The organism is Cytobacillus sp. QJM3NY_8 (genome assembly GCF_056173585.1).
Window position 1 is genome coordinate 4,633,015 of record NZ_CM149681.1, and the last position, 25,041, is coordinate 4,658,055.

A 25,041-nucleotide genomic window follows, 5' to 3' on the forward strand; every position below is an offset into this window, starting at 1 on the left:
ACACCAAAAGGCTTTCTCAAAGAGAAAGCCTTTTTCTATAGGTTTTTAACTAGCCTTATTTTCCTGCCAGGCTTCTTTTTTGCCACGGCCAAGGAAAGCAAATGCCGCAACAAGAACAGCCACTGTGAGTAATGCGATAGCAGTGCTGCCAGTAAACCCGACGATTAAATAACCAACAGCTGCGATACCCGCTGAAATCAAGGCGTATGGAAGCTGCGTCATCACATGGTCTATATGGTTACACCCTGCTCCAGTTGAGGAAAGAATCGTTGTATCGGAAATAGGTGAACAATGATCTCCGAAAACCGCTCCGGCAAGGACAGCTGACATAGCCGGCAATAACAGCGCGATATCTGTTGCTGCAGCAATGTCTCCAGCAATCGGAAGCAGGATGCCGAAAGATCCCCATGAGGTTCCAGTACTGAATGCCATAATTCCCGCGATGAGGAAAAGTAAAAGCGGAAGCCATGAAGTGCTCATATTGGAACTTTCCACAATACCTGCCAAATACTTTCCAGTTTCCAGACGGCCGATCAGATCAACAATCGCCCAGGCAAACAGCAAGATATAAACAGCTGGAAGCATGGATTTTACGCCTTCCCATACCCCTTTGCCAAAAACATTTGCGTTAACACCTTTCAAAACAAAGGCCTGACGGAAGAATAATCCCATTGAAACCACTAGACCTACGAGGCCGCCAAGGATAAGTGACTTCGATACATCTGTGTTTTCAAAAATTTGCAGGATCGTCGCATTTCCTTCAACCGCCTGTGACCCCGTCCAAAGCATCGCACCAACTGTACCAATGACTAGGGCAATAATTGGCCACACAAGATCTCCGACTGATCCTTTTGAACTTGTTGGAAGGTCGTCTTTAAGCTCACCAGGTGCAGGCTTCTCAGGATCCATTACAAGTCCCTCTTCAACTGCCCGCTTCTCATGTACCCTCATTGGCCCAATTTCGATGCCCCTTATTGCAACAATAAACACAATAGCGAGTGTAGCCCATACATAAAGATTCATTGGAATCATTTGAATAAATGCCGAGAAAGCTGAATACTCGCTAACATTATGGGCAGCAAGGATAGTTCCAATCAGCGCAATGATGTATGCTCCCCAGCTTGATACTGGTGAAACCACACAAACAGGTGCTGAAGTCGAATCAATCAAATAGGCAAGTTTCGCACGGGAAACGCGCTGCCTGTCAGTAATCGGACGTGAAATCTGGCCGACTGCCAGAGCATTGAAATAGTCGTCAATGAATATGATAATACCTAAAACAGCTCCGACAATCTGTGCGCCTGCACGGGTCTTGACCCGCTTCATCGCCCATTCTCCAAATGCGCGGCTTCCGCCTGAAATAGATATAAATGCAGTAATAACTCCTAATACAAGCAAGAATAAAATAATATATACATTCCAGGTGTTCAGCTCTCCCTCTGAAACAAAAATTCCTTTTACAGCATCCCAAATGATGCTGAATGTTTCTGTGATGCTAAATTCAGCCAGCAATAGTGCGGCTGTTACGATTCCCACTCCCAATGACAGCAATACACGCCTGGTCAGGATAACCATGGTGATTGCTACCAAAGGCGGAAGCAGGGAGAAAATCGTGTTTGCCATTACTTGTCCTCCTCTGAAATTTGATTGGTGTCCAGCTACAGGCGCCGATAAGCGGGCGCCTTCCGCTTTTCGCAGGGGAAACAACAAGGATGATGACAGAGTCAAAATAAAAAAAGAGTAACGATAGAGAAAAATCTATCATTACTCTTTTGAAGTAATTAGTTTCTCCATCACGATCTGTAGCTCCCCATTATGAAGGCTTTGACAAAGTATATTCATACTTTCCCCTCATAATGACAGTGTTACTCCTATTCGAAGTAACCCCAGCAAGATTAGTTCTGACTCACTAATCATGCTTCGGCAACATTCCCTTTCGGCTGCGGTCTTAGTTGTCATCCTCGCACAGCGTACTCTTGAATCTTGCGCCTCTACCCCATCGGATATGATAAGGTTTTTATGAAATTATATTGAAATTTTATCAAAATACTAATCTATTTGCAAGTGTTATTGGCCGGCCGGTATTTCTATTGATGGTGAGGTGCCCCCTCCGCCATTATAAAATTGCGGGACCTTTCCTGGGTAAATACCATAAGCGGCAAGCACATCCTCCTGTACAGTGATAATTTTGGTGGCAAAAGGAATAATGATTTGAACCTGCACATCCAGGCGTACCAGAACCTTTACTTCAACATTATTAATGCCATGATCCTTTGTTTCAGTTATAAAATTGGAGGTAACAGAGCCCACTGCATTAAATTTTACCGGTATCCGGGGACCCAAGTTTCCGAGAAGCGCATTATTGGTTGCCTGGCCAAGCGGCACATAATAAACAATTCCATTTGTATTCTCCATTTGTTCCGTGTTGATTTCCACGTCTGTAAAGGACTCCAAAGCATCCAAATCGCCCTTTTCCGCTTTCTTAATATTATCCTGAACCAGTTCGGTTACTTCCGCTTTGACCCTGTTCAGCTTTTCAACATTGATGCTGACAACACCGCTTTCACTTGCTTCAAACATATCTTCCAAATCCATCACATTGGTAATTTTTTTATTAATCGCATTGTTTATCACCAATGATGCGATTTTCCTTGTCTGTGAATCGGCATAGCTCATAAGTGTGGGCTTAAGCCCTTCGTTGATAATCCATAGGCCGGCAGCAGTTGAGATGACGAAAAATATAAAGGTCAATAGAAATACATAGCGAAATGGCAGAGGACCTTTCCGGGGCAGCCGGCCGCGAAATTTTGCCAAAACAAATCCCCCCTTTACAAGCTATATGTATGCTGTAAAGGAGGGAACTAGGCTCAAAAATCCAAAATAGTTTATTGTTGTACAAAAGTCGTATCGCATCCTATAATGACAGAATTCAATTCAATCCTCAAATCTGCTTCATATGGCTCGACATTCCTGCCCTTTTCTTCAAGTATGCGGATGACAGGCCTATCACTCAGACCCGCGTTCTGCCGGCAGACAACGCCTTTCCTGCCATCATTCAGCTCGACTGTAACACCCACAGGATATACAGCGACCGCTTGACGAAAAACTTCGATTATCCTCTTATCAAATAACTTTTCTGCCCCTGCATACAAAATCTCCAGACCTTCATGCGGAAGCATAGCCTGTCTGTAAATGCGATTAGATGTTACTGCATCAAACACATCGGCAATCGCAATAATCTTGCCGAAATCATGTATCTCGTCTCCCTCAAGGCCGCGCGGGTAGCCGGTACCATTCAAACGCTCATGATGCTGAAAGGCACAATGTGCAACAAGGAGCGGAATCGTCTCTACTTTTCTTAATATATTAAATCCATCTTCAGGGTGCTTCTTTATTGATTCAAATTCTTTCACTGTCAATTTACCCGGTTTCAAAAGAATATCTGCCGGCACCTTCATTTTTCCTACATCATGGAGAATAGCACCTAGCCCCAGGATTTCAAGTTCCTTTGGCAGGAGCTGAAGCTTCATCCCGATTGCCAGAGAATAAAGGGTTACATTCAGGGAGTGTGTGAAAATATAGTGGTCATATGTATAAACATCTGATAAGATCGTAAGCAGCTCTCTATTTCCCCTTATTTCATCGATTAGCTGACGAATTAGCCCTGATAGCCGTTTAGAGGCTTTCTCAATCACTAAAGAGCCTGATAAATCTTTATTTGCTCCTACTTCCTTCAGAACCGATTCTATGGTTTGGATAGCCATCGTTCGCATTTTGGCAGACAGAGGGTCCTTATATTGGATATCTTCAGTGCGCCAATCCCTGATATACACATACGTAATACCCATTTCCTGCAATTTATGTATCAATTTATCAGCCAGCTCCACACCTTCATGCAAGAGGACCTGACCCTTGTCATTATATATTGCCTTGGCCAAAACGCTGCCAGTCTCAATTGTATTGGTTGCTGCTAATCTCATATGTATCTCCCATATCCTTTTTTCAGTGCTACTTTATATTTCGGGTATAATTTGGTTTTATTTACATTATACGACAAAATTCCGGCATTGGCCGATGCTCTCTAATTTTTTATGAAAGTTGATTTTTAAGGATAACATAGGGTGCTCGCCTTCATTCCAGGGAGATTTTTTCTTCAATTTATGTTTTTTGTGTGCGGATAGCCAATTTTTACATGCGGATAAAAAAATTTATGTGCCGATAACCGTTTTTTATGTTCGGATAAAATACTTTATGTGCGGATAACCCGTATTAAAAAAATTTATGTCCGAAGTAAGCTCTTAATATAGATCCAATAAAAAAGACAGCCCTGTCAAGGCATGCCTTTAGATCATTTTAAGAAGTGCTTCTTTTCCTATCGTCCCTTTAACAATGCCCAGTTCCTCTGCCTCAAATGTGACAGATTCAAGGGGGGCATTTAACAGCTGCTCTATGGTTTTTACGCCGACCGCCCTGCCGGCAATTACTTTGCGGTCCTTAAGCTTCTCATTCAGCAAAGCTACATCAAGGGCGCCGCACATGATATACCCTTTATCATTCGTTACCACCAGCAGATTGGTCTTCGGCAATTGCACCGATACACTCAAAAAAGTATGGCCATCTATATCAATCGGTTTTAAATCAATCATACTTGCCGCCACTCCTTTCCTTTTCCATTAACACAATATGTGAGGACAAGGAAAAGGGTGAAAGTGCCTGGCATCGCTTAAAATAAATCAAGCTGTCTGGGAGCGAGCTGCTGGTATTCGATATCAAGAAGTCCGATCATTTGTTTAGCATTGTCTGCAGCGTCACCGCCAGAGTTGTTATTGAAGACGACGAATACATTTTTACAATTTTTCTCAAGTTGTTTTAGATGTTCTGCCCATTCAGCCAGTTCTTTTTCGTTATAGCGGTAAAGATATCGGACCTCTCGCCAGTTATCTCCATTCTTTTTCTGCCAGCCATGAAAATTCCGGCCATGAAACCGAACAAGCACCTTATCAGGACTGGTTGATTCCAGGACAGTTGGAACAGAACCCTCACCTGCTTGCGGCTCGTCACAGATGCTGTGAATCCAGCCTTCTTCTCTCATAAATCTTAATGTACTTTCCTTTAACTCCGGTCGAAACCAGGATTGATGTCTGAATTCCAGGGCACAAGGGATATCCCCCATCTGCCCTTTGCACCAGCGAAGATAGTCGACATTGGCTTTTTTGCAGTCAAACCATGGCGGAAATTGAAACAGCACCATAGCCAGCTTGCCGGATTGGATATAAGGCTCTAATGAGTCCTTGAAAGCTGCAAACATTTCTTCTTTGCTTTCAAAGGGGATTTCGCCTCTCTGATGGCCGGTCATGCCCTGGTACGCTTTTACTATGAATTGAAAAGATTCAGGTGTGTCTTTTACCCATTTGGAAGAGTTGCGCTTTGGCTGCACCGCATAAAAAGCAGAGTCCACCTCGACAGTTGGAAAATGGCCGGCGTACTCCTTTAATTTATCTCTCGGCGATATATTGCCTGTATAAAGGCTATCATGGTCGCCCCACCCTGTTACGCCTATAATAATCATTAAAACACCTCCGTTTTTTTGCCATAAGTATTTTAAGAATAATAATTTAAAACCGTTTTTCACAAAGGGTTATATCTTCACTTTAGCAATTAAATCATTAATTTTCCAAAATTTAAACAGTTTCTGCCCTTCTCAGCCTCTTACCATTAAAAAACCCGCTTACCATGGCCGGTAAACGGGTTTTCATAAAATATCTATTAACCGATAGAACCTTCCATTTCGAATTTAATCAGGCGGTTCATCTCTACTGCGTATTCCATTGGAAGTTCTTTCGTAAATGGCTCGATGAAGCCCATTACGATCATTTCTGTTGCTTCTTCCTCTGAAATTCCACGGCTCATTAGATAGAATAACTGTTCTTCTGATACTTTTGAAACCTTCGCTTCATGCTCAAGAGAGATGTTGTCGTTCAGGATTTCATTGTAAGGAATCGTATCTGAAGTTGACTGGTTATCCATGATTAAAGTATCACACTCGATGTTGGCACGTGCACCTTCCGCTTTGCGGCCGAAGTGAACGATTCCGCGGTAAGTTACTTTACCGCCCTGCTTGGAAATCGATTTCGATACAATCGTCGAAGAAGTGTTTGGTGCAAGGTGGATCATTTTCGCACCTGCATCCTGGTGCTGTCCCTTACCTGCTAATGCAATGGAAAGGGTCATGCCGCGTGCACCTTCCCCTTTAAGAATAACTGCCGGATATTTCATTGTCAGTTTTGAACCGATGTTTCCGTCAATCCATTCCATTGTTGCGTTTGATTCACAAACAGCACGCTTCGTAACCAGGTTAAATACGTTGTTCGCCCAGTTCTGGATGGTTGTATAACGGCAGTATGCGTCTTTTTTAATGATGATTTCAACAACCGCACTGTGAAGTGAGTTAGTTGTGTAAACAGGTGCTGTACAGCCCTCTACATAGTGTACATGTGCGCCTTCATCAACAATGATTAATGTACGCTCAAACTGCCCCATGTTCTCAGAGTTAATGCGGAAATATGCCTGCAGCGGCGTATCAACCTTAATCCCTTTAGGAACATAAATGAACGATCCGCCAGACCAAACCGCTGAGTTTAATGCAGCGAATTTGTTATCTGTTGGAGGGATAACCTTTGCCCAATGCTCACGGAAAATATCTTCATTTTCGCGAAGAGCGGAATCGGTATCTTTGAACACAATTCCTTTCGCTTCAAGGTCTTCCTGCATGTTATGGTAAACAACCTCTGATTCATACTGGGCAGAAACACCTGCAAGATACTTCTGCTCTGCTTCAGGAATACCCAATTTATCAAATGTCTGTTTAATTTCGTCTGGAACCTCATCCCAAGAGCGTTCAGTTTTTTCAGAAGGCTTTACATAATACGTAATTTCATCAAAGTTTAATGACGCTAAATCTCCGCCCCATTGCGGCATAGGCATGTTATAGAAATGCTCCAATGATTTTAAACGGAAGTCAAGCATCCATTGTGGCTCTTCCTTCAATTTTGAAATCTCTTCAACAATTTCTTTTGTCAAACCGCGTTTTGATCGGAAAATGGAAACGTCTTTATCGGCAAAACCATACTTGTAATCGCCGATCTCAGGCATTTTTTTTGCCATCGTCGTATTCCTCCATTCGTATGAGAAAGGGTCTTCACACCCCATCATTTCATTATATTTTAGCACACAAGGCAGATGAAAAAATTTTTAATCAAACGTTTGATTGATTTATTCCTGTTCTTCTTTCTCCGTGCTAACGCCTTTTTCCATTGCTTTCCATGCCAATGTAGCGCATTTGATTCTGGCAGGGAATTGGGAAACTCCCTGGAGAGCTTCGATATCGCCAAGATCCAGGTCGTCTTCATCATATTCTTTTCCCAGCATCATGTCTGAGAAAACTTTGGAAAGCTTTAATGCTTCTTCAATATTTTTGCCCTTGATGGCTTGAGTCATCATGGAAGCCGAGGACATGGAAATGGAACATCCTTCGCCTTCAAACTTCGCATCTGCCACTTTGCCATCTTCAAGCTTCAGCGTCAATTGAATCCGGTCTCCGCAAGTAGGGTTATTCATATTGATCGTCAGGCTGTCATCTTCAAGTACCCCTTTATTACGAGGGTTTTTATAATGATCCATTATAACCTGGCGGTAAAGGGTATCTAAATTTTTAGAAGACATCGCTGAAATACTCCTTTGTTTTGACAAGTCCTGAAACAAGCTTATCAATATCTTCTTCCGTATTGTACAGATAGAAGCTTGCACGTGCAGTTGCCGACACCTTGAGCCACTTCATCAGCGGCTGTGCACAATGGTGGCCGGCCCGGACTGCAATTCCTTCTGCATCCAATACAGTAGCCACATCATGAGGATGGACATCATTTATATTAAAAGTAATTACTCCGGCGCGCTTTGACGCTTCTTTTGGACCATATATGGTCATTCCGTCTATAGCAGACATTTTTTCCAAGGCATATGCAGCCAGTTTATGCTCATAGGCTTCAATTTCATTCAGGCCGATCTGCTCCAGGAAATCAATGGCTGCTCCTAATCCAATCGCACCTGCAATAATTGGCGTACCGCCTTCGAATTTCCAGGGAAGCTCCTTCCAAGTTGATTCATAAAGGCCTACAAAGTCAATCATTTCACCGCCAAACTCAATCGGCTCCATTTTTTCAAGATGCTTTTTCTTTCCATACAGAACACCAATGCCTGTAGGGCCGCACATCTTATGGCCGGAAAAAGCAAGGAAATCACAATCCAGGTCCTGAACATCAACTTTCAAATGTGGAGCACTTTGTGCACCATCTACAACCATGATTGCTCCATTTTCATGGGCAATTTTCGCAATATCCTTGATTGGATTTATCACACCAAGTACATTCGATACTTGCATGATAGACACAATTTTCGTATTGCTTGTCACAGTTTCCCTAACATCATCAAGAGATATTGTTCCATCTTCCTGAAGAGGAAGGTATTTTAAGGTGGCACCCGTTTGTTTTGCTACCTGCTGCCAGGGAATGATATTGCTGTGATGCTCCATATAAGAGATAACAATCTCATCGCCTTCGTTCAGGTTGTCACGCCCATAGCTTGCTGCTACAGTATTGAGTGCAGTTGTTGTTCCTCTTGTAAAAATAACTTCCTCAGTCGATTTAGCGTTAATGAATTTACGCACCTTTTCCCGGGCGCCTTCATAGCCATCAGTCGCTCTAGTACCCAGGGTATGGACTCCTCTATGAACATTCGAGTTGTATTCCCGGTAGTATTTGTCAAGCGCTTCAATCACCGGAACAGGTTTTTGGGAAGTAGCGGAACTGTCCAAATAAACAAGAGGCTTTCCATTGACTTCCTGGTCCAGAATGGGAAACATTTGCCGAATCTCACGGGCATTCATTATTTTACTTTCCTTTCAATAACGGCTGTCAGCTGCTTTTTAACCCCTTCGATAGGAAGAGCATTCACAACTGGCGCTAAGAAGCCGTGAATAACAAGACGCTCTGCCTCTTTTTGCGAGATACCGCGGCTCATTAGATAGTAAAGCTGCAATGGATCCACACGGCCAACTGAAGCTGCGTGTCCTGCTGTTACATCATCTTCATCAATTAATAGGATAGGGTTTGCATCGCCGCGCGCTTTTTCGCTTAGCATAAGTACGCGTGATTCCTGCTCAGCATTTGACTTAGAAGCTCCATGCTCAATTTTGCCGATTCCATTAAAGATGGATGATGCAGAGTCTTTCATAACACCATGCTTTAAGATGTATCCTTCAGAATTCTTTCCGAAATGAACAACCTTCGTTGTAAAGTTTTGAGTCTGTTCCCCGCGACCTACAACAACTGTTTTTGTGTCTCCGAAAGACCCGTCTCCAATAAGGTTGGTTGTGTTTTCAGATACTGTATTGCCATCATTCATGAGGCCAAGAGCCCATTCAATGCGGGCATCACGTCCTGCAACACCACGGCGGTTCACATAAGCTGTTGTTCCTTTAGCAAGTGTGTCAACAGCACCATACTGAACTCTTGCATTTGCATTGGCAATTACTTCTGTAACTATATTGAATATGCCGCTTGCTTCCTCAACTGTAGAAACATAGTTTTCTACATACGTCACAGAGCTGTTATCATCAGCTGCAACCAATACGTGGTTGAATAAGTTGGCTTCTTTATCATCATGAATATATACAGCCTGAATAGGCGCCGAAACTTCCACGTTTTTCGGAATATATAAGAACGCTCCGCCGTTAAAAAGTGCCGCGTGCAATGCAGTTAAACGGTGTTCATCCGTTTTGACGCCGTCCTTCATAAAATACTTCTGAAGCAGGTCGCCATGTTCTCTTGCCGCCGTAAAGATATCTGTGAAAATAACACCTTTTTCCTGCAACTCTTTAGAAACAGCCAAATAGGTTGGTCTATTATTACGCTGAATGTATAGGTTCTGATCGCCGGCTTCAGTGTCAATCAGATTTCTGACATCCTCAGGAAGGTCGTTTAATGAAGAAAAATCTTCGCTTCCAACGATGTGCTTTTCAAACTGTGTAAAGTTCCATTTATCTATCTTGGTTTTATCAGGCTTTGGCATTGGCAGGTTTTCCGCGTTTGCAAGCGCATTTAGACGGAGTTCTGTCAGCCATGCCGGCTCGCCCATATCTTTTGAAAAGGAACTAACATATTCCTTATCAAATGGTAATTTTATTTCCGTTGTCATAGTGATCCCCCTAACGCTTACGCTTCTTGCCCAACTGTTTCGTCTTCAATGCCCAGTTCTTTTTTAATCCAGTCATACCCTTCAGCTTCTAAGCGCTGTGCAAGCTCTGGACCGCCAGATTTTACAACGCGTCCCTGCATCATCACGTGAACATGGTCAGGAGTGATGTAGTTTAGAAGGCGCTGGTAGTGTGTGATGATTAAGCAGCCAAACTCTTCGCCGCGCATTTCATTGATTCCTTTAGAAACAACCTTCAATGCATCGATATCCAAACCGGAATCAATTTCGTCAAGGATCGCAATTTTAGGCTCAATCATCATTAATTGAAGAATTTCATTGCGCTTCTTTTCACCGCCTGAGAAGCCTTCATTTAAATAACGCTGAGCCATATCAAGATCCATTTCAAGAAATTCCATCTTGCTGTCCATTTTGCGGATGAATTTCATAAGAGAAATTTCATTGCCTTCCTCAAGGCGGCTGTTAATTGCAGAACGTAAAAAATCGGCATTTGTTACACCGCTGATTTCACTTGGATATTGCATTGCAAGGAATAGGCCCGCTCGTGCGCGTTCGTCAACTTCCATTTCAAGAACATCTTCACCATCTAATGTGATGCTTCCCTGTGTAACTTCATATTTAGGATGGCCCATGATTGCAGAAGATAGAGTTGATTTACCTGTACCGTTCGGCCCCATAATGGCGTGAATTTCTCCGCCTTTGATTTCAAGGTTTACACCTTTTAATATTTCTTTTCCCTCAATAGCAACATGAAGGTCTTTAATTGTAAGTACTGATCCTGCCATAATATATACCTCCGTCAATAAAAGAAGATTTGTAAATCGGCCTGCAGCCGCAAATCTCTATTCTCATTTTATTCTCATTACAATCTTATAACAAATCAAATGTCATAGCAACTCTTTAAGACCATTAACAAACTTTTCAAACAAAAATGTTTAGAAAGCCTGTAAATATAGATTTTATCATATTAACTTAATGGCATCAAAGTGAAAATAACCGGGAACCTGGCATGTCCTATCTATTTTTTCCCGGGACTGTAATTTCATGTATTGCAAAAAAGAAAACCAGTGCATAATTGGCACTGGTTTCTATTTTCTTCATTATTATATATACCATTAACCTAGGAATGAATTTTTCTTTCAAGATCTGCAACTAAGCGCTGACTTTGAAGATAATCTTCTTCGCGTTTTTTTTCAACTTCCATTCGAATATCATGTTTCCGGCTGTACACTTCATATCCAACTCCATGGGCAGCTTGCATAGCTTTTTCCATTTCACTCGTGTAGTTCAGCTGTAACTGACTGATAATGAATCAATCCTTTCGGTTTTTATGCTTTCGCATTTAGTTTTACATCTAAAATCTTAACACTCACCATATACCCCGCACAAAGCGGAAAAAACCTGATTTTTTTAGCAAAATAAGGAACGAGAACCCATGAGGCGCTTTCATAATGCGCATTCTTAAAATACTGGCCATATCCTCTGGATTAATGGTTGTTTCAATAATTTTCTGAAATTATCATGGAAATAATAAAACTCCTGCTATTGAGCAGGAGCTGATTATTAATGATTTTGCTGATTTAATTCTGTCATAGCCTCCTGGACAAGCGTAACCGCCTGGCTCATTGCGGCACCGCCGCCAAAAGCTGCAGTAACTCCTACTGCCTCTAGAATTTCTTCTTCTGACGCACCTTGATCGATGCATCCTTTCGTATGATAAATAATGCAATATTCATCCTGAGAATATAAGCTGATTCCAAGTGCAATCAGCTGCTTCTCCTTTTGGGATAAAACCCCTTCCTTAAAACAGGCTTCTGTAAAAGCATTATAATGCTGTGCTAAATCAGGCATTTTTTCAGTGAAAACACCCAATCCAACTTTATAGTCATGAAGGGCTGCTTCTATCGAGTTTGAAGGTTCATGATAATGTTCCATTCGGCTCCACTCCATTTCGAAATAGTTTCAAGGTTAGTATGTTTGATTACTATTCAATCTATACGGGAAGCAGGCCTGAGATATGGCAATTAAAGCGGAAGCGCCCTGCCCACTCCCGACCTTCGAGGAGGCAGGCGCTAGAACTGGACTGTTATCGACGTTCAAAAATTATACCTATACTATAAAAAAACAGGCGCATAGACGCCTGCCTTTTTAACTCTTACTCAGATACCGGTACAACGGCACCTTCATATTTTTCAAGAATGAAATCCTGAATTTCTTTAGAACGAAGGACTTCTACAAGAGCTTTAATTCCTTCTTTTTCTTCATCGCCTGAGCGGACAGCAATTACATTTACGTATGGGGAATCTTTGTCTTCAATTGCAATTGAATCCTTAAGAGGATTCAAACCGGCATCAATTGCATAATTGGAGTTGATCAGGACTGCATCCCCTTCTTCATTATTGTAGATTTGAGGAAGAAGTGAAGCTTCATATTCAGTATCAAACTTTAACTTTTTAGGATTGTCTTTAATATCTTCCAGAGTTGCTTCGGTTTTTTCTACATCTTCATTTAAAGTAATAAGTCCCTCTGCTTCAAGCATGGAAAGTATACGGCCATGGTCTGCTACTGAGTTGCTCATGATGATTGATGCACCCTCAGGAAGTTCGTCAAGGCTCTTATATTTTTGAGAATATACTCCGATTGGCTCGATATGAATTCCGCCTGCATTTGTAAAATCATATCCATGTTCAGCTTTCTGTGACTCAAGGTAAGGAATGTGCTGGAAATAGTTTGCATCCAGCTCCTTAGACTCAAGAGCCTGGTTTGGCAATACATAATCCTGGAATGGTACAACATCAAGTTCAAAGCCTTTTTCTTCAAGTAATGGCTTTGCCTCTTCAAGGATTTCAGCGTGTGGGACGTTGGAAGCCCCTACTGTAATTTTAGTGCTTTCTTTACTTTCTCCGCCTTCACCGGCATTGCCGTCTTCTTCTGACGTTCCGCAAGCTGCAAGAACAAGTGCTACTGCAAGTGCAAGAGCAATTGATAACCATTTTTTCATATGAATCTCTCCTTAACGTTTGTCTAATTTAGTTGTTATGATATCTCCAATAAACTGGATGATAAATACGATGATTAGAATAATGACAGTCGCCATAAGCGTCACATCACTGCGGCTCCTCTGGAATCCTTCCAGGTAAGCAAGGTTTCCAAGTCCGCCAGCACCGATGACACCGGCCATGGCCGTGTAGCCAACAAGCGCGATGGCTGTAACGGTAATTCCCGAAACAAGGGCGGGCATTGATTCCGGAAGCAGAACCTTCCAGATAATCGTGCTTGTTTTTGCCCCCATAGACTTGGCCGCTTCAATTACACCTTTATCTATTTCCCTCAAGCCTATTTCCACCATACGGGCATAAAACGGGGCGGCACCAATAATTAATGCAGGCAGTGCTGCATCTTCCCCGATCATTGTTCCAAGAAGAAACTTGGTAAATGGAATCAATAACACGATCAGAATAATAAACGGAATTGAGCGGAATATATTGACGAAAGCGGAAATAACTTTATTAATTGCTGCGTTTTCCCAAATGTTACCCTTGGAAGTCAGGAAGAGCAGCAATCCCAGAATTGCACCTAAAATAAAAGTTGCGAGAACAGAAATAGCTGTCATATATAGGGTTTCCATTGTAGCTTCCCACATGGAATCCCATTTCACATTTGGAAACCATTCGTTAAGCATTGGAAATCACCTCCACGCCAACCTGCTGAGAATGAATAAATTCGATGGCTTTTGCAACTTCCTCTGCTTCTCCATCAACATGGATGAATAAAGTACCGTAAGAACCATTCTGTGTCTGGGAAATCTTTCCTTGAAGGATATTTACGGTTACCTGGAAATTACGGATCAGGTTTGTAATCAACGGCTGTTCAGCTGATTCGCCGACAAACCCTAATTGCACTACTTTTCCTTTTGGATACAAATCGACCAGATGATCAATCGTTTCCTTAGTTTCTTCAGGCTCTGTCACCTGCTGTACAAACCGCTTTGTAATCACAGCTTTTGGATTCCTAAATACATCCAATACAGGCCCGATTTCAACAATTCGGCCGCCTTCCATGACTGCAACCCGATGGCAGATTTTACGGATAACGTGCATTTCATGAGTAATTAGGACAATCGTTAAGCCCAGACGCTCATTGATGTCAACAAGCAGCTCCAAAATGGAATCTGTAGTCTGCGGATCAAGTGCAGATGTCGCCTCATCACAAAGCAGTACTTTTGGATTGTTGGCAAGGGCTCTAGCAATTCCAACCCTTTGTTTTTGACCGCCGCTGAGCTGGGAAGGATAGGCATCTTCTCTTCCTTCAAGGCCAACGAGTTTAATGAGCTCGTCTACCCTTTTCAGCCTTTCCTGCCGGGAAACACCAGCAATTTCAAGCGGAAAAGCGATATTCTCTCTTACCGTTCTCGACCATAATAGGTTGAAATGCTGGAAGATCATGCTTATTTCCTGACGCGCTTTTCTTAGCTTGCTTCCCTTTATCTTTGAAACCTCATTTCCTGCAACTGTCACACTGCCATGGGTAGGAAGCTCCAGCCCATTCAGCATGCGGATCAAGGTACTTTTACCTGCACCGCTATATCCGATAACTCCGAAGATTTCTCCTTCCTTTACTTCCAGGTTTACATTGTCAACAGCTTTTACCTGGCCTTTTTTTGAAGAGAAAATCTTCTGTACATCTTTTATAGAAATCAACGTGAATTGTCACCTCTTTAATCGAAAGATACAGATTATAATTATTAGACTGCTTATATTCCCCTATTTTTTACTCCTTATAGGCTTTCATGCGCTAAAAGCAAAAATGCCTTTCTGCACATGAGCAGAAAGGCATTAAAAATTAAGTCCTTTCTCTCATCTGTCAAAGCTATGCTTTGAGTGAATTGGCACCATTTCAAATAATTGACGGTTGCCGGGCTTCATAGGGCACTTCCCTCCACCTCTCTTGATAAGAGCGTAACGATTTATATTCAATTAATATTTTAATAAATTAAGCAGTTTATTAATTACGTTTGCTATCGTATCATAGCCATCAAAAAGGTGTCAACGAAGAAATTTTAAACTTTCGGAAAAAAATGAATGGTAAATTTTCCTTTATGCTTTTGCAGAAAGTGATGTAATGCCTGCAGCTGCTTCGATCGCCTGTTCCAGATCTTCAATCAAATCTTCCGCATTCTCGATTCCGATAGAAATTCGAATTAGATCCTCCGGCACTCCCGCAGCTTTTAAACCTTCTTCATCCAGCTGCTGGTGAGTTGTACTTGCAGGGTGGATAATCAGGCTCTTTGCATCCCCGACATTTGCCACATGTGCCCAAAGCTTCAGGCTGTTTATTAGCTTGGCACCTGCTTCTCTTCCGCCAGCAATTCCAAACACAGCCACAGCTCCTGCTCCTTTCGGCAAGTACTTATCCGCCAATTTTTTATCCGGATGGCTTTCATTTCCAGGATACAGGACCCAATTAACAGCTGGATGCGCCTCTAGATACTCCACTACTTTTTTCGTATTGGCAACATGCTCTTTCATCCGTACATGCAAAGTTTCAAGCCCCAATGTGAATTGAAATGCACTTTGCGCACTCATAGCAGGCCCTAAGTCTCTTAAAAGCTGTACGCGTGCTTTGATAATATAAGCCGCCTCGCCAATTGCTTCGCTATAGACAATATCATGGTAGCTGGGATCTGGCTCTGTAAAGCCCGGGAACTTATGGGAATTCCAGTCAAATTTTCCTCCGTCTACAATAATTCCTCCCATTGTTGTTCCATTGCCGAGCAGCCATTTAGTCGCAGAGTGTATAACAATGTCAGCCCCATGTTCGATCGGCCTGCATAGATAAGGTGTAGCAAAAGTGTTATCGACAATCAGCGGCACACCATTCTCGTGTGCAATTGCTGCTACCTTTTCAATATCCAGGATTTTTAAGCTTGGGTTCCCTATCGTTTCGGCAAAGATGGCCTTTGTTTTATCTGTAATCGCGTTACGGAAATTTTCCGGCTCTTTTGGATCAACCAGTTTCACTTTAATTCCATACTTGGGAAGTGTGACTGCAAACAAATTATAAGTACCGCCATATAAATTGGACGCAGCAATAATTTCATCCCCTGCTTCAGCTATGTTTAAAATGGCAAGCGTAATGGCAGATTGTCCGCTTGCAAGAGCCAGGGCACCAACTCCTCCTTCAAGCAAGGCCACTCTTTCCTCAAATACACTTACAGTCGGATTATGTATCCTGCTATAAATATATCCTGGCTCTTTAAGAGCAAAGAGATCTGCAGCGTGATCTGTATTCTTGAACTGGTAAGCATTGTTCTGGTAAATCGGTACCGCCCTTGCGCCAGTTACAGGGTCTGGCTTCAGTCCCCCATGCACTCCAATTGTTTCAAAACGGTAATTTTTTTGTTTATCAGTCATTGCTTTCTCTCCTCTATAAAAATTTTAGTATTTCTTATCGAAGAACTAAGAAAAATGCAAGGTGCCTGGAGCTAGACAGTTATCAAATTTCAAAGAAAAAAGTCTGATATTATGAAAAAACCCTCTTCATAAGAAGAGGGCTTTATCGTCTCTTCTTATCTTCCAGAGCATCCCGCTCTGCTGGATTTAGCACCGTGTACTTTACCGGTTGCCGGGCTTCGCTGGGCCAGTCCCTCCGCCTCTCTTGATAAGAATATTCAGTTAATTGATATTAAAACGATATTATCATACTATTTAAAAAATGGTCAAGTATTGTGATATGAAATTTTCCCTAAACAGAAAAAGGATTCGAGGAGCAATTTTTTTCTGAAGGTGGTTTCCATCTTTATTTTATTTTGGAAAATAGCATCCCTTAACTTTAACTCGCCTGAAATCAATGACAGCACAGCTTCTTCAGAGCCCGAGACCTCCACATCAAAATTACTGGTGTGACTGGCCTTCCGGATTTCCCCATTCATAATTTCCAGAGGAATGCTTATATTTCCCGCCTTAATAAGCAAAGAGAAATTTGATTTTCTTAAAAAGTATCCAAGATGACCTTTAGACTTTAATTCCCGGATAAATACATCAGGTAAATCCTTCACAGCCTCACCTCTTTTAATGGGTTTATCATCTTTAATATTCAGTAATAAATGGCTTCAATCCTTTAATTTTCTTTCGACAAAATCAGAAGATCGCTGGAGCCAGACAGTTCTCGCATTTCAAATTTATTAATTCTGGAAGAACCAGAAAGACAATACCTGTTTATTAGGCATTGTCTTTCATTTCCCGAGAAATATGTCAGATTATACTGTTTTTACGGAAGGTGATGCAGTTTTTGTCTTTTTATAGTTTTTGAAAACAAAGAAAAAATAGAGAGAGCCAATCAAATATAAAGAAGCTGTAATGGAGAATACGAGTGCATATCCCCAATAATCTCCATATCTCATGACAATTCCTGTTGAAATAGGCCCCATTACAGCCCAGCCCAGATTGAAAACCATCTGATTAACGGAGTTTGCCAGCCCTTTCATCGAATCATTTACCCTAGACATCATCAGCGACATTTGTATTGGGTTTCCAGCATTCATTAATGCCTGCCGGAACAAAAAGCCGATGGCAGCCAGCCAAAGATTCTCTGTATAAGCAGTTAAAAGCAGAAAAGGAAGTGACATGAGCTGCAGGATTACAACTGCTCTGACTTCTCCCACCTTCCTTACCACAACCGGGCCGATAATCATAGCAAAAGCTGTGGCAGCCTGCCCTAATGAAATAATAATGCCAATGGTTGAATTGGAAGCTTCAAAACGGTCTGCGAAGTATAGATTTAGATAAGGGATAACCAGTCCTGCTCCAATTCCTATCAGCAGCTGCGCAAAAGCAAACATGGCGATAATTTTGACGCCTTCATTATTAGCGGATAGGTTTTTGAACGAAAAACCTTTTATGCCTCTTACATCGTTTTTATCTTTCGGAGCTTCTGCGAAACGAAGGATGGGAACAAGGCCTGCTATGAAGAAAACACTTGCAATCAGAAGTGTAATCCGGATGCTGGTGAGCTGGTCCACAAATAAAGAAAATACATCCGTAAAGATGCCTCCGCTTAAGTTTCCGATTACATTTGCACCCGTCATAATGGCAAAATGGGTGCTGAATAAATGAACCCGTTGGTCAGCCTTAGAATTCTCAGCCAGCCATGGTATGCCGGATACTTGCAGAAATGCTGTAGTCAGCCCTGTAAAAAAGGCAAATAAAATCAGGAGTTCCTGCATTTCAACCATACTTCTGAAAAGCATAGCGACACCCGTTGCAACAGCCCCGAACAGCATCGCTCTTTTTCTTCCAATTCGGTCGCTTGCGATTCCTGCCGGCACAAGAATCAGTGCTGTGGCGAGTGCAGTCATAGATATGATTTGCCCATTAACACTTTCGGAGTAGCCAAGCTCCCTTATGTAAAAATTATAGATTACCATGAATATCCCAAAGCCTATTTGTGTAAGGGTATTCGCCATAAAAGCCAATTTTATATTGCGGTTATAGCCTTTAAATTGGCCTGCCCACTCCTTGTAAAATGCCATCCGGATCCCTTCCTGCACTGTATGATTATTTCGATTCCCTAAGTATCATACTCTTTCAAAAGGGTTTTGTAAATATATTTAGAATATTGAAAAGTCTAATTTCTATATTTTTTTAAAATGCAAAAAACCAGGAAGCTTTGCTCCTGGCTTTCTCAATAGATGCTTCTGATTCTATCCAACAAATAGGGAACTGATCGGAATGCATATAATTTTCCCTGTAAATTTCCTTCTTTAAAGATGAGAAGACAAGGTACGCTTTCCACTCCCCATTGTTCAGCCAATTGCGGCATATAATTTAAGTCCGCTTTCCCAATCTTTTGCTCAGGCAGCAATTGTTCTGTAACTGTCAGCATCTTTCCTGCCATCTGACAGGTTCCGCACATAGGCGTGTACAAATAGATAAGGGCAGTTTCTTGCCCGTTAACCGCTTCCTCAATCTCCAGCTGCGACCATTCCTGCATTTTATCATCCTTACTTTATCTGTCTAAATATTGTGTATAAACGTCAATATTAGCTCCCAGCAGCACTGTAGCCAAATGATGTTCCGGTGCTGTCGCTACTTCTCTGTACATTCTATCGATGTATAGATGCTCTGCCTCTGGAAATTCCCTTTTAAACTGTTTTCTCAGCTTTTCACCGGCTGAATCGGCATCCACCAATATATATACATCCTTATCAAACAGTGTGTCAATTAATTCATCCAGCTTGGTAATGCTTATTGTTCCATTTGTGCAGATAATCTCTACAGGTTCTCTTATTATGTTTTTAACCTTCGTTTTATCTGACTTTCCCTCGACAATAATAACTTTTTCCGGAATTCCCTCGTTCATCGTCATCACCTGAAAGGAGTTATTTTGAAACTGTTGCTTTAATGTTAGCTGTTTACTCATGAGATTGATCTTAGATTGTAAATGAATCCCGTTGATTTCCGCTGGGAGAAATGAGAGCCTCCTGCAGGATATTGAATAAGCTTCCTGAATTAGCATCGTACAAAGAAAATGCGGAAGCTTTTTCGAGGATCAAGTGCCCTCCGACCCAATCAACTCAGTTGACAAACTTAGTTTATCGTAAGCTAAGTTTACAAAACAGCCAAATTTAAAAAACCAGTCTTACATTGGTACTTATCTTAATATATTCAATATTCTCGGTTATGGTGTGAATCTCCTGCCCATATTGGAGGTTAGGACTGCGCTGATTTTACATATTATTCTACAGCTTGATAAAGGAAATATTTTTGAAGAAAGATAATCATTGTAGTACTCTTAAACAGCCTATTTCATTGTATGCCCGGTAATATTGCTTTATCCTATTAAATAAACAGCGGAATCCATTCCGCTGTTTACAGTAGTCAGCACCAGCCGCCTTCGTCACAGTCTGTGTAGCGCTCTTGCGCTTTATCTGGAACGGAGACATTCTGATATATTTTTTGGTGGTCGGTCTCAAAATGATGGGCCAGGTTAAAGGAAGAGCCTTCAGGAAGGCTGATTTGGCCAATTTTTTCGTTCTCAAGATAAAGATCAATCCCATTACTTTTAAGCTTGCCGACAACCCGATCTGTAATATCGATTTTCTGCTGATTCAATGTCATGGGTAACCAATCCTTTCATGCTTTTGGGTATCTATAGTTTGCCCTTTCTCTGCAAAAGAAAAAATAGCAATTAAAGCCAGTTAGAAAAGCGCAAGCGCCTTGTCCACCCCGACAATCACAAGACGAGCCTCACAGAAAGGCGTCCTTTGCCTTTTTGGGAGGATTGCCTGAAATGTGGAGGCGACTGCCCAGGCACGACAGGCATAAGACGGTTCCTGTAAGAAGGCGTTTTTCCTTCTGAAAGTAATCGGCTTATGCTTCCGAGTCCCCAGGAGCCGCAACTAGACAAACCGAAATGTGGAGGCGATTGCTCAGGGACGACAAGCATAAGACGAGCCCTGCAAGAAGGTGTTCTTTCCTTCTGGAAGGGATTGGCTTATGTCTCGAGTCCCTAGGAGCCGCAACTAGACAAGCTTGTGACCTCGAGGGGGTAGGCGCTGGAGCTAGACAGGTCTCGAAGTACATAGATACAAATTCTAATAGCAGAACCCTTGATCAGCCCCTCAGTTACATAAACAGCATAAAAGCCGGTTCTTATAGAACCGGCTTTCATACATTAGTCTTCGTTTGTCATTTCTTCATATTGCTCAGCAGTCATCAAGCTCTCTACTTCGCTTAAATCTGAAGGCTCAACCACAACCATCCATGCTTTTTCGTATGGGGATTCGTTTACGAATTCAGGGTTGTCGTTAAGGTCTTCATTTACTTCAACCACTTTACCGCTTAATGGCGCATAAAGTTCAGAAACTGTTTTTACAGATTCTACGCTTCCGAATGGCTCGTTTGCACTTAGCTCATCGCCAACTTCAGGAAGCTCAACAAATACGATGTCACCAAGTTCTGATTGCGCGAAATGCGTAATCCCGATACGTACTTTCCCATCTTCTGTTTTTACCCACTCATGCTCTTCTGAATAACGTAATTCTTTTGGTGTGCTCATTATGTATCCCTCCAAATTAATATTTCAATTTATGATCAGTAAATCGATCTCATGGTTAAATATGGCTTAAAAGGCTAAAGTCCAGCGCTTAGGAAAGCCATGTCTTTTCATATTCCTCTTCTTTGAAGCCCACTGTAACCTTTTCTCCATCTGTCAGCAGCGGACGCTTAATCAGCATGCCGTCTGTTGCCAAAATATCGAGCAGTTCTTCTTCCGTAGAGGTCTTCACCTTGTCCTTCAGGCCGAGTTCCCGGTATTTTTGACCACTCGTATTAAAGAACTTTTTCAGTTCTAAACCGCTCTTTTTATAAAGCGTTTCAAGTTCGCTTCGAGAAGGCGGATTGTCTGTTATATGTATTTCTTCATAGGACAGATTATGTTCATCAAGCCATTTCTTGGCCTTTCGGCATGTCCCGCATTTAGGATACCAATAAAAAGTCAACGCCATTTTTTCACCACCCATTTTAGCAAATTCAGGCTTATCCAAAATTGCTGCCTTTTAATTGAATAGTAACATAAATGGATGACAAAGCATAACATTGATCTCCAAATTTATATTCGACAAATTTCTATATTATCCTTCTGGCAAAAAAAATTTTTTGAAGGGTTATTTTTGGCAAAAAATAAAGCTCCCTTCATGATGAAGAGAGCCTAAGATCAATTAAACTGTAAAACGTTCCGCGTCGATCAGTTTTTCTGATGCTTCACGCTTCTTTGCAATGACGTTGATTGGGGTGTGGCGGGTAAATTTGCGAAGTGCTGACATCATCATGCGCAGAGCATCGCCGTTTTCTACTGCCACAAGTGTTTCTTTTGCATCCTGCTCGATTTTGTTAAATGCTTCCTGGCAGAAGATTTGAGTGTAAAGAAGTTTTTGCTTGTTCTTTTCAAGCCCTGCCTTTTCAATAGCCTTTTCCGTACGGAGAACAACCGACTCCATTGCATAAGCATTTGATATAATATCCGCAATGTTTACGAGCACTTCCTGTTCTTTTTCAAGAGCTTTTCCGTACTTCTGTGCTGCTAAACCAGCTGCAAGCAAGCCGATTTTCTTTGCATTTTTCACCAGATATTTTTCCTGTGCAAGCGGCTCGTCACCAGGCTCTTCAGGCATCAACATCATAAGCTCTTCCTGCAGTGCCTGGGCTTTCTGGAATAATGGAAGCTCTCCTTTTAATGCTTTGCGGAGGTACGTGCCCGGCACCAATAGACGATTGATTTCGTTTGTTCCTTCGAAAATACGGTTAATGCGTGAATCACGGTAAGCTCTTTCAATCTCATATTCAGCCATGAAACCGTAGCCTCCGTGGATCTGAACACCCTCATCTACTACATAGTCGAGGACTTCCGTATTAAAGAATTTATTCATGGAGCACTCTATAGCATATTCAGCGATTGACTTCGCCACTTCTTTTCCATCTTTCACTTCTTCGTCCGAAAGCTTGCTCATACGGTCCTCGAATAAGCCTACAGTCCGGTATACTGCACTTTCAGCGGCATATATCTTAGAAGCCATTGTTCCCAGTTTCTCTTTTGTCAAATTAAACTGAGAGATTGGTGTCTTAAACTGCTGGCGCTGATTGGCATATTGAACAGCAAGTTCGAATGCCCGCTTCGCACCGCCGACTGCTCCAACACCTAACTTATAGCGGCCAATATTTAATATATTAAATGCAATCACATGTCCCTTGCCAAATTCACCAAGAAGGTTTTCCTTTGGCACCTGGGCATCTTCAAGAATTAACGTACGGGTAGAAGAGCTCTTAATTCCCATTTTCTTTTCTTCTGCTCCTACAGAAACACCCGGGAACTCCCTTTCAACGATAAATGCTGAGAAGTGTTCACCGTCAATTTTTGCGTATACTACGAATACATCTGCGAAGCCTGCATTCGTTATCCATTGCTTTTCCCCGTTTAATACATAGTGCGTACCTTCTGCATTCAGCTTGGCAGTCGTCTTTGCTCCAAGAGCATCAGAACCTGAGCTTGGCTCCGTCAATGCATAAGCAGCAAGTTTTTCGCCAGTAGCTAATGCAGGAAGGTATTTTTGCTTTTGCTCTTCATTTCCGAAAAGAACAATTGGAAGGGAACCAATTCCAACATGTGCACCATGCGAGATGGAAAAGCCGCCTGCACGCGCCATTTTCTCGGCTATAAGTGCAGAGCTAACTTTATCTAAAGCAAGTCCGCCGTATTCCTCTGGAACATCTGCGCCTAATAGTCCGAGGTCTCCAGCTTGCTTCAATAACTTTACCGAACGGTCAAATTCGTGGTTTTCCAGATGCTCAATTTGCGGAACAACTTCATTTACAACATAATCTTCAGTCGTCTTAGCAATCATAACCTGCTCATCTGTATAGTCTTCAGGCGTAAAAACCCGGTCATAGGAAACATCTTCGATTAAAAAGCTTCCGCCTTTGATAAGGTTTTCAGTTTGGTTTGACATTTTCTTATTTCCTCCATTCTGTTTTGCGGAGAAGCCTTTGGCTTCTCTCCAAATTCCTGCTCAATTTATAAAAGTTCAAATACTCCGGCTGCGCCCATTCCGCCACCGATGCACATTGTTACAACTCCAAATTGCTGATTGCGGCGCTTCATTTCATGAATTAGAGATAGAGTGAGCTTGGCACCGGAACAGCCCAGCGGGTGTCCAAGTGCAATGGCCCCTCCATTTACATTTACTTTCTCTTCATCTAAGTCCAGCTCACGGATAATTTGAATGGATTGGGACGCAAAAGCTTCATTCAATTCAAATAAACCGATATCAGAAAGCTCCAGCCCTGCAAGCTTTAATGCTTTAGGAATGGCCACAACTGGACCGACACCCATGATTTCAGGAGGAACACCGCCTACTGCAAAGCTTCTGAATTTAGCCATTGGCTTCAACCCAGAAGACTCCGCCTTTTCCCTGTCCATTACCATTACTGCTGCAGCTCCATCACTTGTCTGCGATGAATTCCCAGCTGTGACACTGCCGGTTACCGAGAATGCCGGACGCAGTTTTCCGAGTGTTTCAACTGTGGAATCTGAACGGACGCCTTCATCCTGGCGGAACTGGATTGTTTTTTCTTTAAGCTTATTGTCTTTTCCAACGGATCTAAACGTTACGTCTACTGGCACAATTTCTTCTTCAAATTTGCCATCCTGGATTGCCTGTGCAGCTCTCTGATGACTTCTGACCGCAAATGCATCCTGGTCTTCTCGTGTAATGCCATACTTCTTTGCAACTTCTTCAGCTGTATGTCCCATACCCATATAGTATTGGGGGGCTGTTTCGGCAAGTTTGGCATTCGGGCGGACTACATGCCCCATCATCGGCACAAGGCTCATAGATTCCGCTCCGCCTGCAATGATTGTATCAGCATGGCCAATCATGATTTTTTCAGCTGCATAAGCAATTGCCTGCAGGCCTGAAGAACAATAGCGATTAATTGTTATTCCCGGCACTTCATGTGAAAGTCCGGCAAGAGCTCCGATATTCCTTGCCATGTTCAGCCCCTGTTCGGCTTCAGGCATAGAACAGCCGATAATTAAATCATCGATGTTTCCTTCATAATTTCCTGCGCGCTTAAGGGTTTCCTTTACTACAAGTGCACCTAAGTCATCCGGCCTGACGTTTGCAAGCGTACCTTTTTTGGCTTTTCCGACCGGTGTCCTGGCACCTGCAACTATTACCGCTTCTCTCATTATTTTCCCTCTCTTTCTCTTAATGTC

25 protein-coding genes and 3 riboswitches are annotated in these 25,041 nt (G+C 42.2%); all 25 genes read right to left on the reverse strand.

Going from position 1 to position 25,041, the window contains the following annotated elements; genetic code table 11:
* Nucleotides 1-45: 45 nt before the first annotated feature.
* Nucleotides 46-1,623, reverse strand: coding sequence for a Na+/H+ antiporter NhaC family protein (locus AC0VZ9_RS23780; protein WP_475396786.1), 1,578 nt, complete (start codon nucleotides 1,621-1,623; stop codon nucleotides 46-48).
* A 172-nt stretch (nucleotides 1,624-1,795) separates the two neighbouring features.
* Nucleotides 1,796-2,002: riboswitch (Lysine riboswitch) on the reverse strand.
* A gap of 65 nt (nucleotides 2,003-2,067) precedes the next feature.
* Nucleotides 2,068-2,814 carry a sporulation protein YunB gene (yunB, locus tag AC0VZ9_RS23785; protein ID WP_009331724.1) on the reverse strand — a complete coding sequence of 249 codons (747 nt, stop codon included), beginning with the start codon at nucleotides 2,812-2,814 and terminating at the stop codon, nucleotides 2,068-2,070.
* Between the two features lie 71 nt (nucleotides 2,815-2,885).
* Complete coding sequence (locus AC0VZ9_RS23790) at nucleotides 2,886-3,980, reverse strand: HD-GYP domain-containing protein (RefSeq protein ID WP_009331725.1); 1,095 nt, start codon at nucleotides 3,978-3,980, stop codon at nucleotides 2,886-2,888.
* Nucleotides 3,981-4,343: 363 nt separating this feature from the next.
* Nucleotides 4,344-4,646, reverse strand: a complete 303-nt coding sequence (locus tag AC0VZ9_RS23795; RefSeq protein ID WP_009331726.1) for a YunC family protein — start codon at nucleotides 4,644-4,646, stop codon at nucleotides 4,344-4,346.
* A gap of 77 nt (nucleotides 4,647-4,723) precedes the next feature.
* Nucleotides 4,724-5,569 carry a DUF72 domain-containing protein gene (locus tag AC0VZ9_RS23800; RefSeq protein WP_009331727.1) on the reverse strand — a complete coding sequence of 282 codons (846 nt, stop codon included), beginning with the start codon at nucleotides 5,567-5,569 and terminating at the stop codon, nucleotides 4,724-4,726.
* Between the two features lie 197 nt (nucleotides 5,570-5,766).
* A complete protein-coding gene (gene sufB, locus AC0VZ9_RS23805) occupies nucleotides 5,767-7,164 on the reverse strand; it encodes a Fe-S cluster assembly protein SufB (protein ID WP_009331728.1) in 1,398 nt (465 codons plus the stop codon).
* A 108-nt stretch (nucleotides 7,165-7,272) separates the two neighbouring features.
* Nucleotides 7,273-7,722 (reverse strand): Fe-S cluster assembly sulfur transfer protein SufU, encoded by a 450-nt coding sequence (sufU, locus tag AC0VZ9_RS23810; protein ID WP_009331729.1) that lies wholly within the window; start codon nucleotides 7,720-7,722, stop codon nucleotides 7,273-7,275.
* Nucleotides 7,712-8,941 (reverse strand): cysteine desulfurase, encoded by a 1,230-nt coding sequence (locus tag AC0VZ9_RS23815; RefSeq protein WP_019382726.1) that lies wholly within the window; start codon nucleotides 8,939-8,941, stop codon nucleotides 7,712-7,714. The genes sufU and AC0VZ9_RS23815 overlap by 11 nt, the downstream gene beginning before the upstream one ends.
* Nucleotides 8,941-10,251, reverse strand: a complete 1,311-nt coding sequence (gene sufD / locus AC0VZ9_RS23820) for a Fe-S cluster assembly protein SufD (RefSeq protein WP_019382727.1) — start codon at nucleotides 10,249-10,251, stop codon at nucleotides 8,941-8,943. The genes AC0VZ9_RS23815 and sufD overlap by 1 nt, the downstream gene beginning before the upstream one ends.
* Nucleotides 10,252-10,268: 17 nt before the next feature.
* Nucleotides 10,269-11,054, reverse strand: coding sequence for a Fe-S cluster assembly ATPase SufC (sufC, locus tag AC0VZ9_RS23825; protein WP_009331732.1), 786 nt, complete (start codon nucleotides 11,052-11,054; stop codon nucleotides 10,269-10,271).
* 335 nt (nucleotides 11,055-11,389) lie between these two features.
* The gene (locus AC0VZ9_RS23830; protein ID WP_009331733.1) at nucleotides 11,390-11,542 is read right to left on the reverse strand and encodes a YuzK family famiily protein; all 153 of its coding nucleotides are present in this window, start codon (nucleotides 11,540-11,542) and stop codon (nucleotides 11,390-11,392) included.
* Nucleotides 11,543-11,832: 290 nt separating this feature from the next.
* Nucleotides 11,833-12,204, reverse strand: a complete 372-nt coding sequence (locus tag AC0VZ9_RS23835; protein WP_009331734.1) for a carboxymuconolactone decarboxylase family protein — start codon at nucleotides 12,202-12,204, stop codon at nucleotides 11,833-11,835.
* A gap of 220 nt (nucleotides 12,205-12,424) precedes the next feature.
* Entirely contained in the window at nucleotides 12,425-13,270 is an 846-nt protein-coding gene (locus AC0VZ9_RS23840) for a MetQ/NlpA family ABC transporter substrate-binding protein (RefSeq protein ID WP_217026114.1), read from the reverse strand.
* A gap of 12 nt (nucleotides 13,271-13,282) precedes the next feature.
* A complete protein-coding gene (locus AC0VZ9_RS23845; protein ID WP_009331736.1) occupies nucleotides 13,283-13,951 on the reverse strand; it encodes a methionine ABC transporter permease in 669 nt (222 codons plus the stop codon).
* Nucleotides 13,944-14,969, reverse strand: a complete 1,026-nt coding sequence (locus tag AC0VZ9_RS23850; RefSeq protein ID WP_009331737.1) for a methionine ABC transporter ATP-binding protein — start codon at nucleotides 14,967-14,969, stop codon at nucleotides 13,944-13,946. The genes AC0VZ9_RS23845 and AC0VZ9_RS23850 overlap by 8 nt, the downstream gene beginning before the upstream one ends.
* A 153-nt stretch (nucleotides 14,970-15,122) precedes the next feature.
* A riboswitch (SAM riboswitch) is annotated at nucleotides 15,123-15,226 on the reverse strand.
* Nucleotides 15,227-15,365: 139 nt separating this feature from the next.
* On the reverse strand, nucleotides 15,366-16,682 hold the full coding sequence (locus AC0VZ9_RS23855) for an O-acetylhomoserine aminocarboxypropyltransferase/cysteine synthase family protein (RefSeq protein WP_071156673.1): 1,317 nt from the start codon (nucleotides 16,680-16,682) through the stop codon (nucleotides 15,366-15,368).
* A gap of 152 nt (nucleotides 16,683-16,834) precedes the next feature.
* Nucleotides 16,835-16,936: riboswitch (SAM riboswitch) on the reverse strand.
* A 51-nt stretch (nucleotides 16,937-16,987) separates the two neighbouring features.
* Entirely contained in the window at nucleotides 16,988-17,326 is a 339-nt protein-coding gene (locus tag AC0VZ9_RS23860; protein WP_217026113.1) for an SCP2 sterol-binding domain-containing protein, read from the reverse strand.
* 201 nt (nucleotides 17,327-17,527) lie between these two features.
* A complete protein-coding gene (locus tag AC0VZ9_RS23865) occupies nucleotides 17,528-18,799 on the reverse strand; it encodes an MFS transporter (RefSeq protein ID WP_475396787.1) in 1,272 nt (423 codons plus the stop codon).
* A gap of 152 nt (nucleotides 18,800-18,951) precedes the next feature.
* On the reverse strand, nucleotides 18,952-19,260 hold the full coding sequence (locus tag AC0VZ9_RS23870; protein WP_251156282.1) for a thioredoxin family protein: 309 nt from the start codon (nucleotides 19,258-19,260) through the stop codon (nucleotides 18,952-18,954).
* Between the two features lie 15 nt (nucleotides 19,261-19,275).
* On the reverse strand, nucleotides 19,276-19,629 hold the full coding sequence (locus AC0VZ9_RS23875; RefSeq protein WP_034296067.1) for a toprim domain-containing protein: 354 nt from the start codon (nucleotides 19,627-19,629) through the stop codon (nucleotides 19,276-19,278).
* A gap of 518 nt (nucleotides 19,630-20,147) precedes the next feature.
* Nucleotides 20,148-20,387, reverse strand: coding sequence for a YusG family protein (locus AC0VZ9_RS23880; protein ID WP_009331743.1), 240 nt, complete (start codon nucleotides 20,385-20,387; stop codon nucleotides 20,148-20,150).
* Nucleotides 20,388-20,943: 556 nt separating this feature from the next.
* On the reverse strand, nucleotides 20,944-21,327 hold the full coding sequence (gcvH, locus tag AC0VZ9_RS23885; RefSeq protein WP_009331744.1) for a glycine cleavage system protein GcvH: 384 nt from the start codon (nucleotides 21,325-21,327) through the stop codon (nucleotides 20,944-20,946).
* 88 nt (nucleotides 21,328-21,415) lie between these two features.
* Nucleotides 21,416-21,775 carry an arsenate reductase family protein gene (locus tag AC0VZ9_RS23890; protein WP_034296263.1) on the reverse strand — a complete coding sequence of 120 codons (360 nt, stop codon included), beginning with the start codon at nucleotides 21,773-21,775 and terminating at the stop codon, nucleotides 21,416-21,418.
* A 213-nt stretch (nucleotides 21,776-21,988) separates the two neighbouring features.
* Nucleotides 21,989-23,773, reverse strand: a complete 1,785-nt coding sequence (locus tag AC0VZ9_RS23895) for an acyl-CoA dehydrogenase family protein (RefSeq protein WP_251156281.1) — start codon at nucleotides 23,771-23,773, stop codon at nucleotides 21,989-21,991.
* Between the two features lie 65 nt (nucleotides 23,774-23,838).
* Nucleotides 23,839-25,014, reverse strand: coding sequence for an acetyl-CoA C-acetyltransferase (locus tag AC0VZ9_RS23900; RefSeq protein ID WP_009331747.1), 1,176 nt, complete (start codon nucleotides 25,012-25,014; stop codon nucleotides 23,839-23,841).
* Between the last annotated feature and the right edge of the window lie 27 nt (nucleotides 25,015-25,041).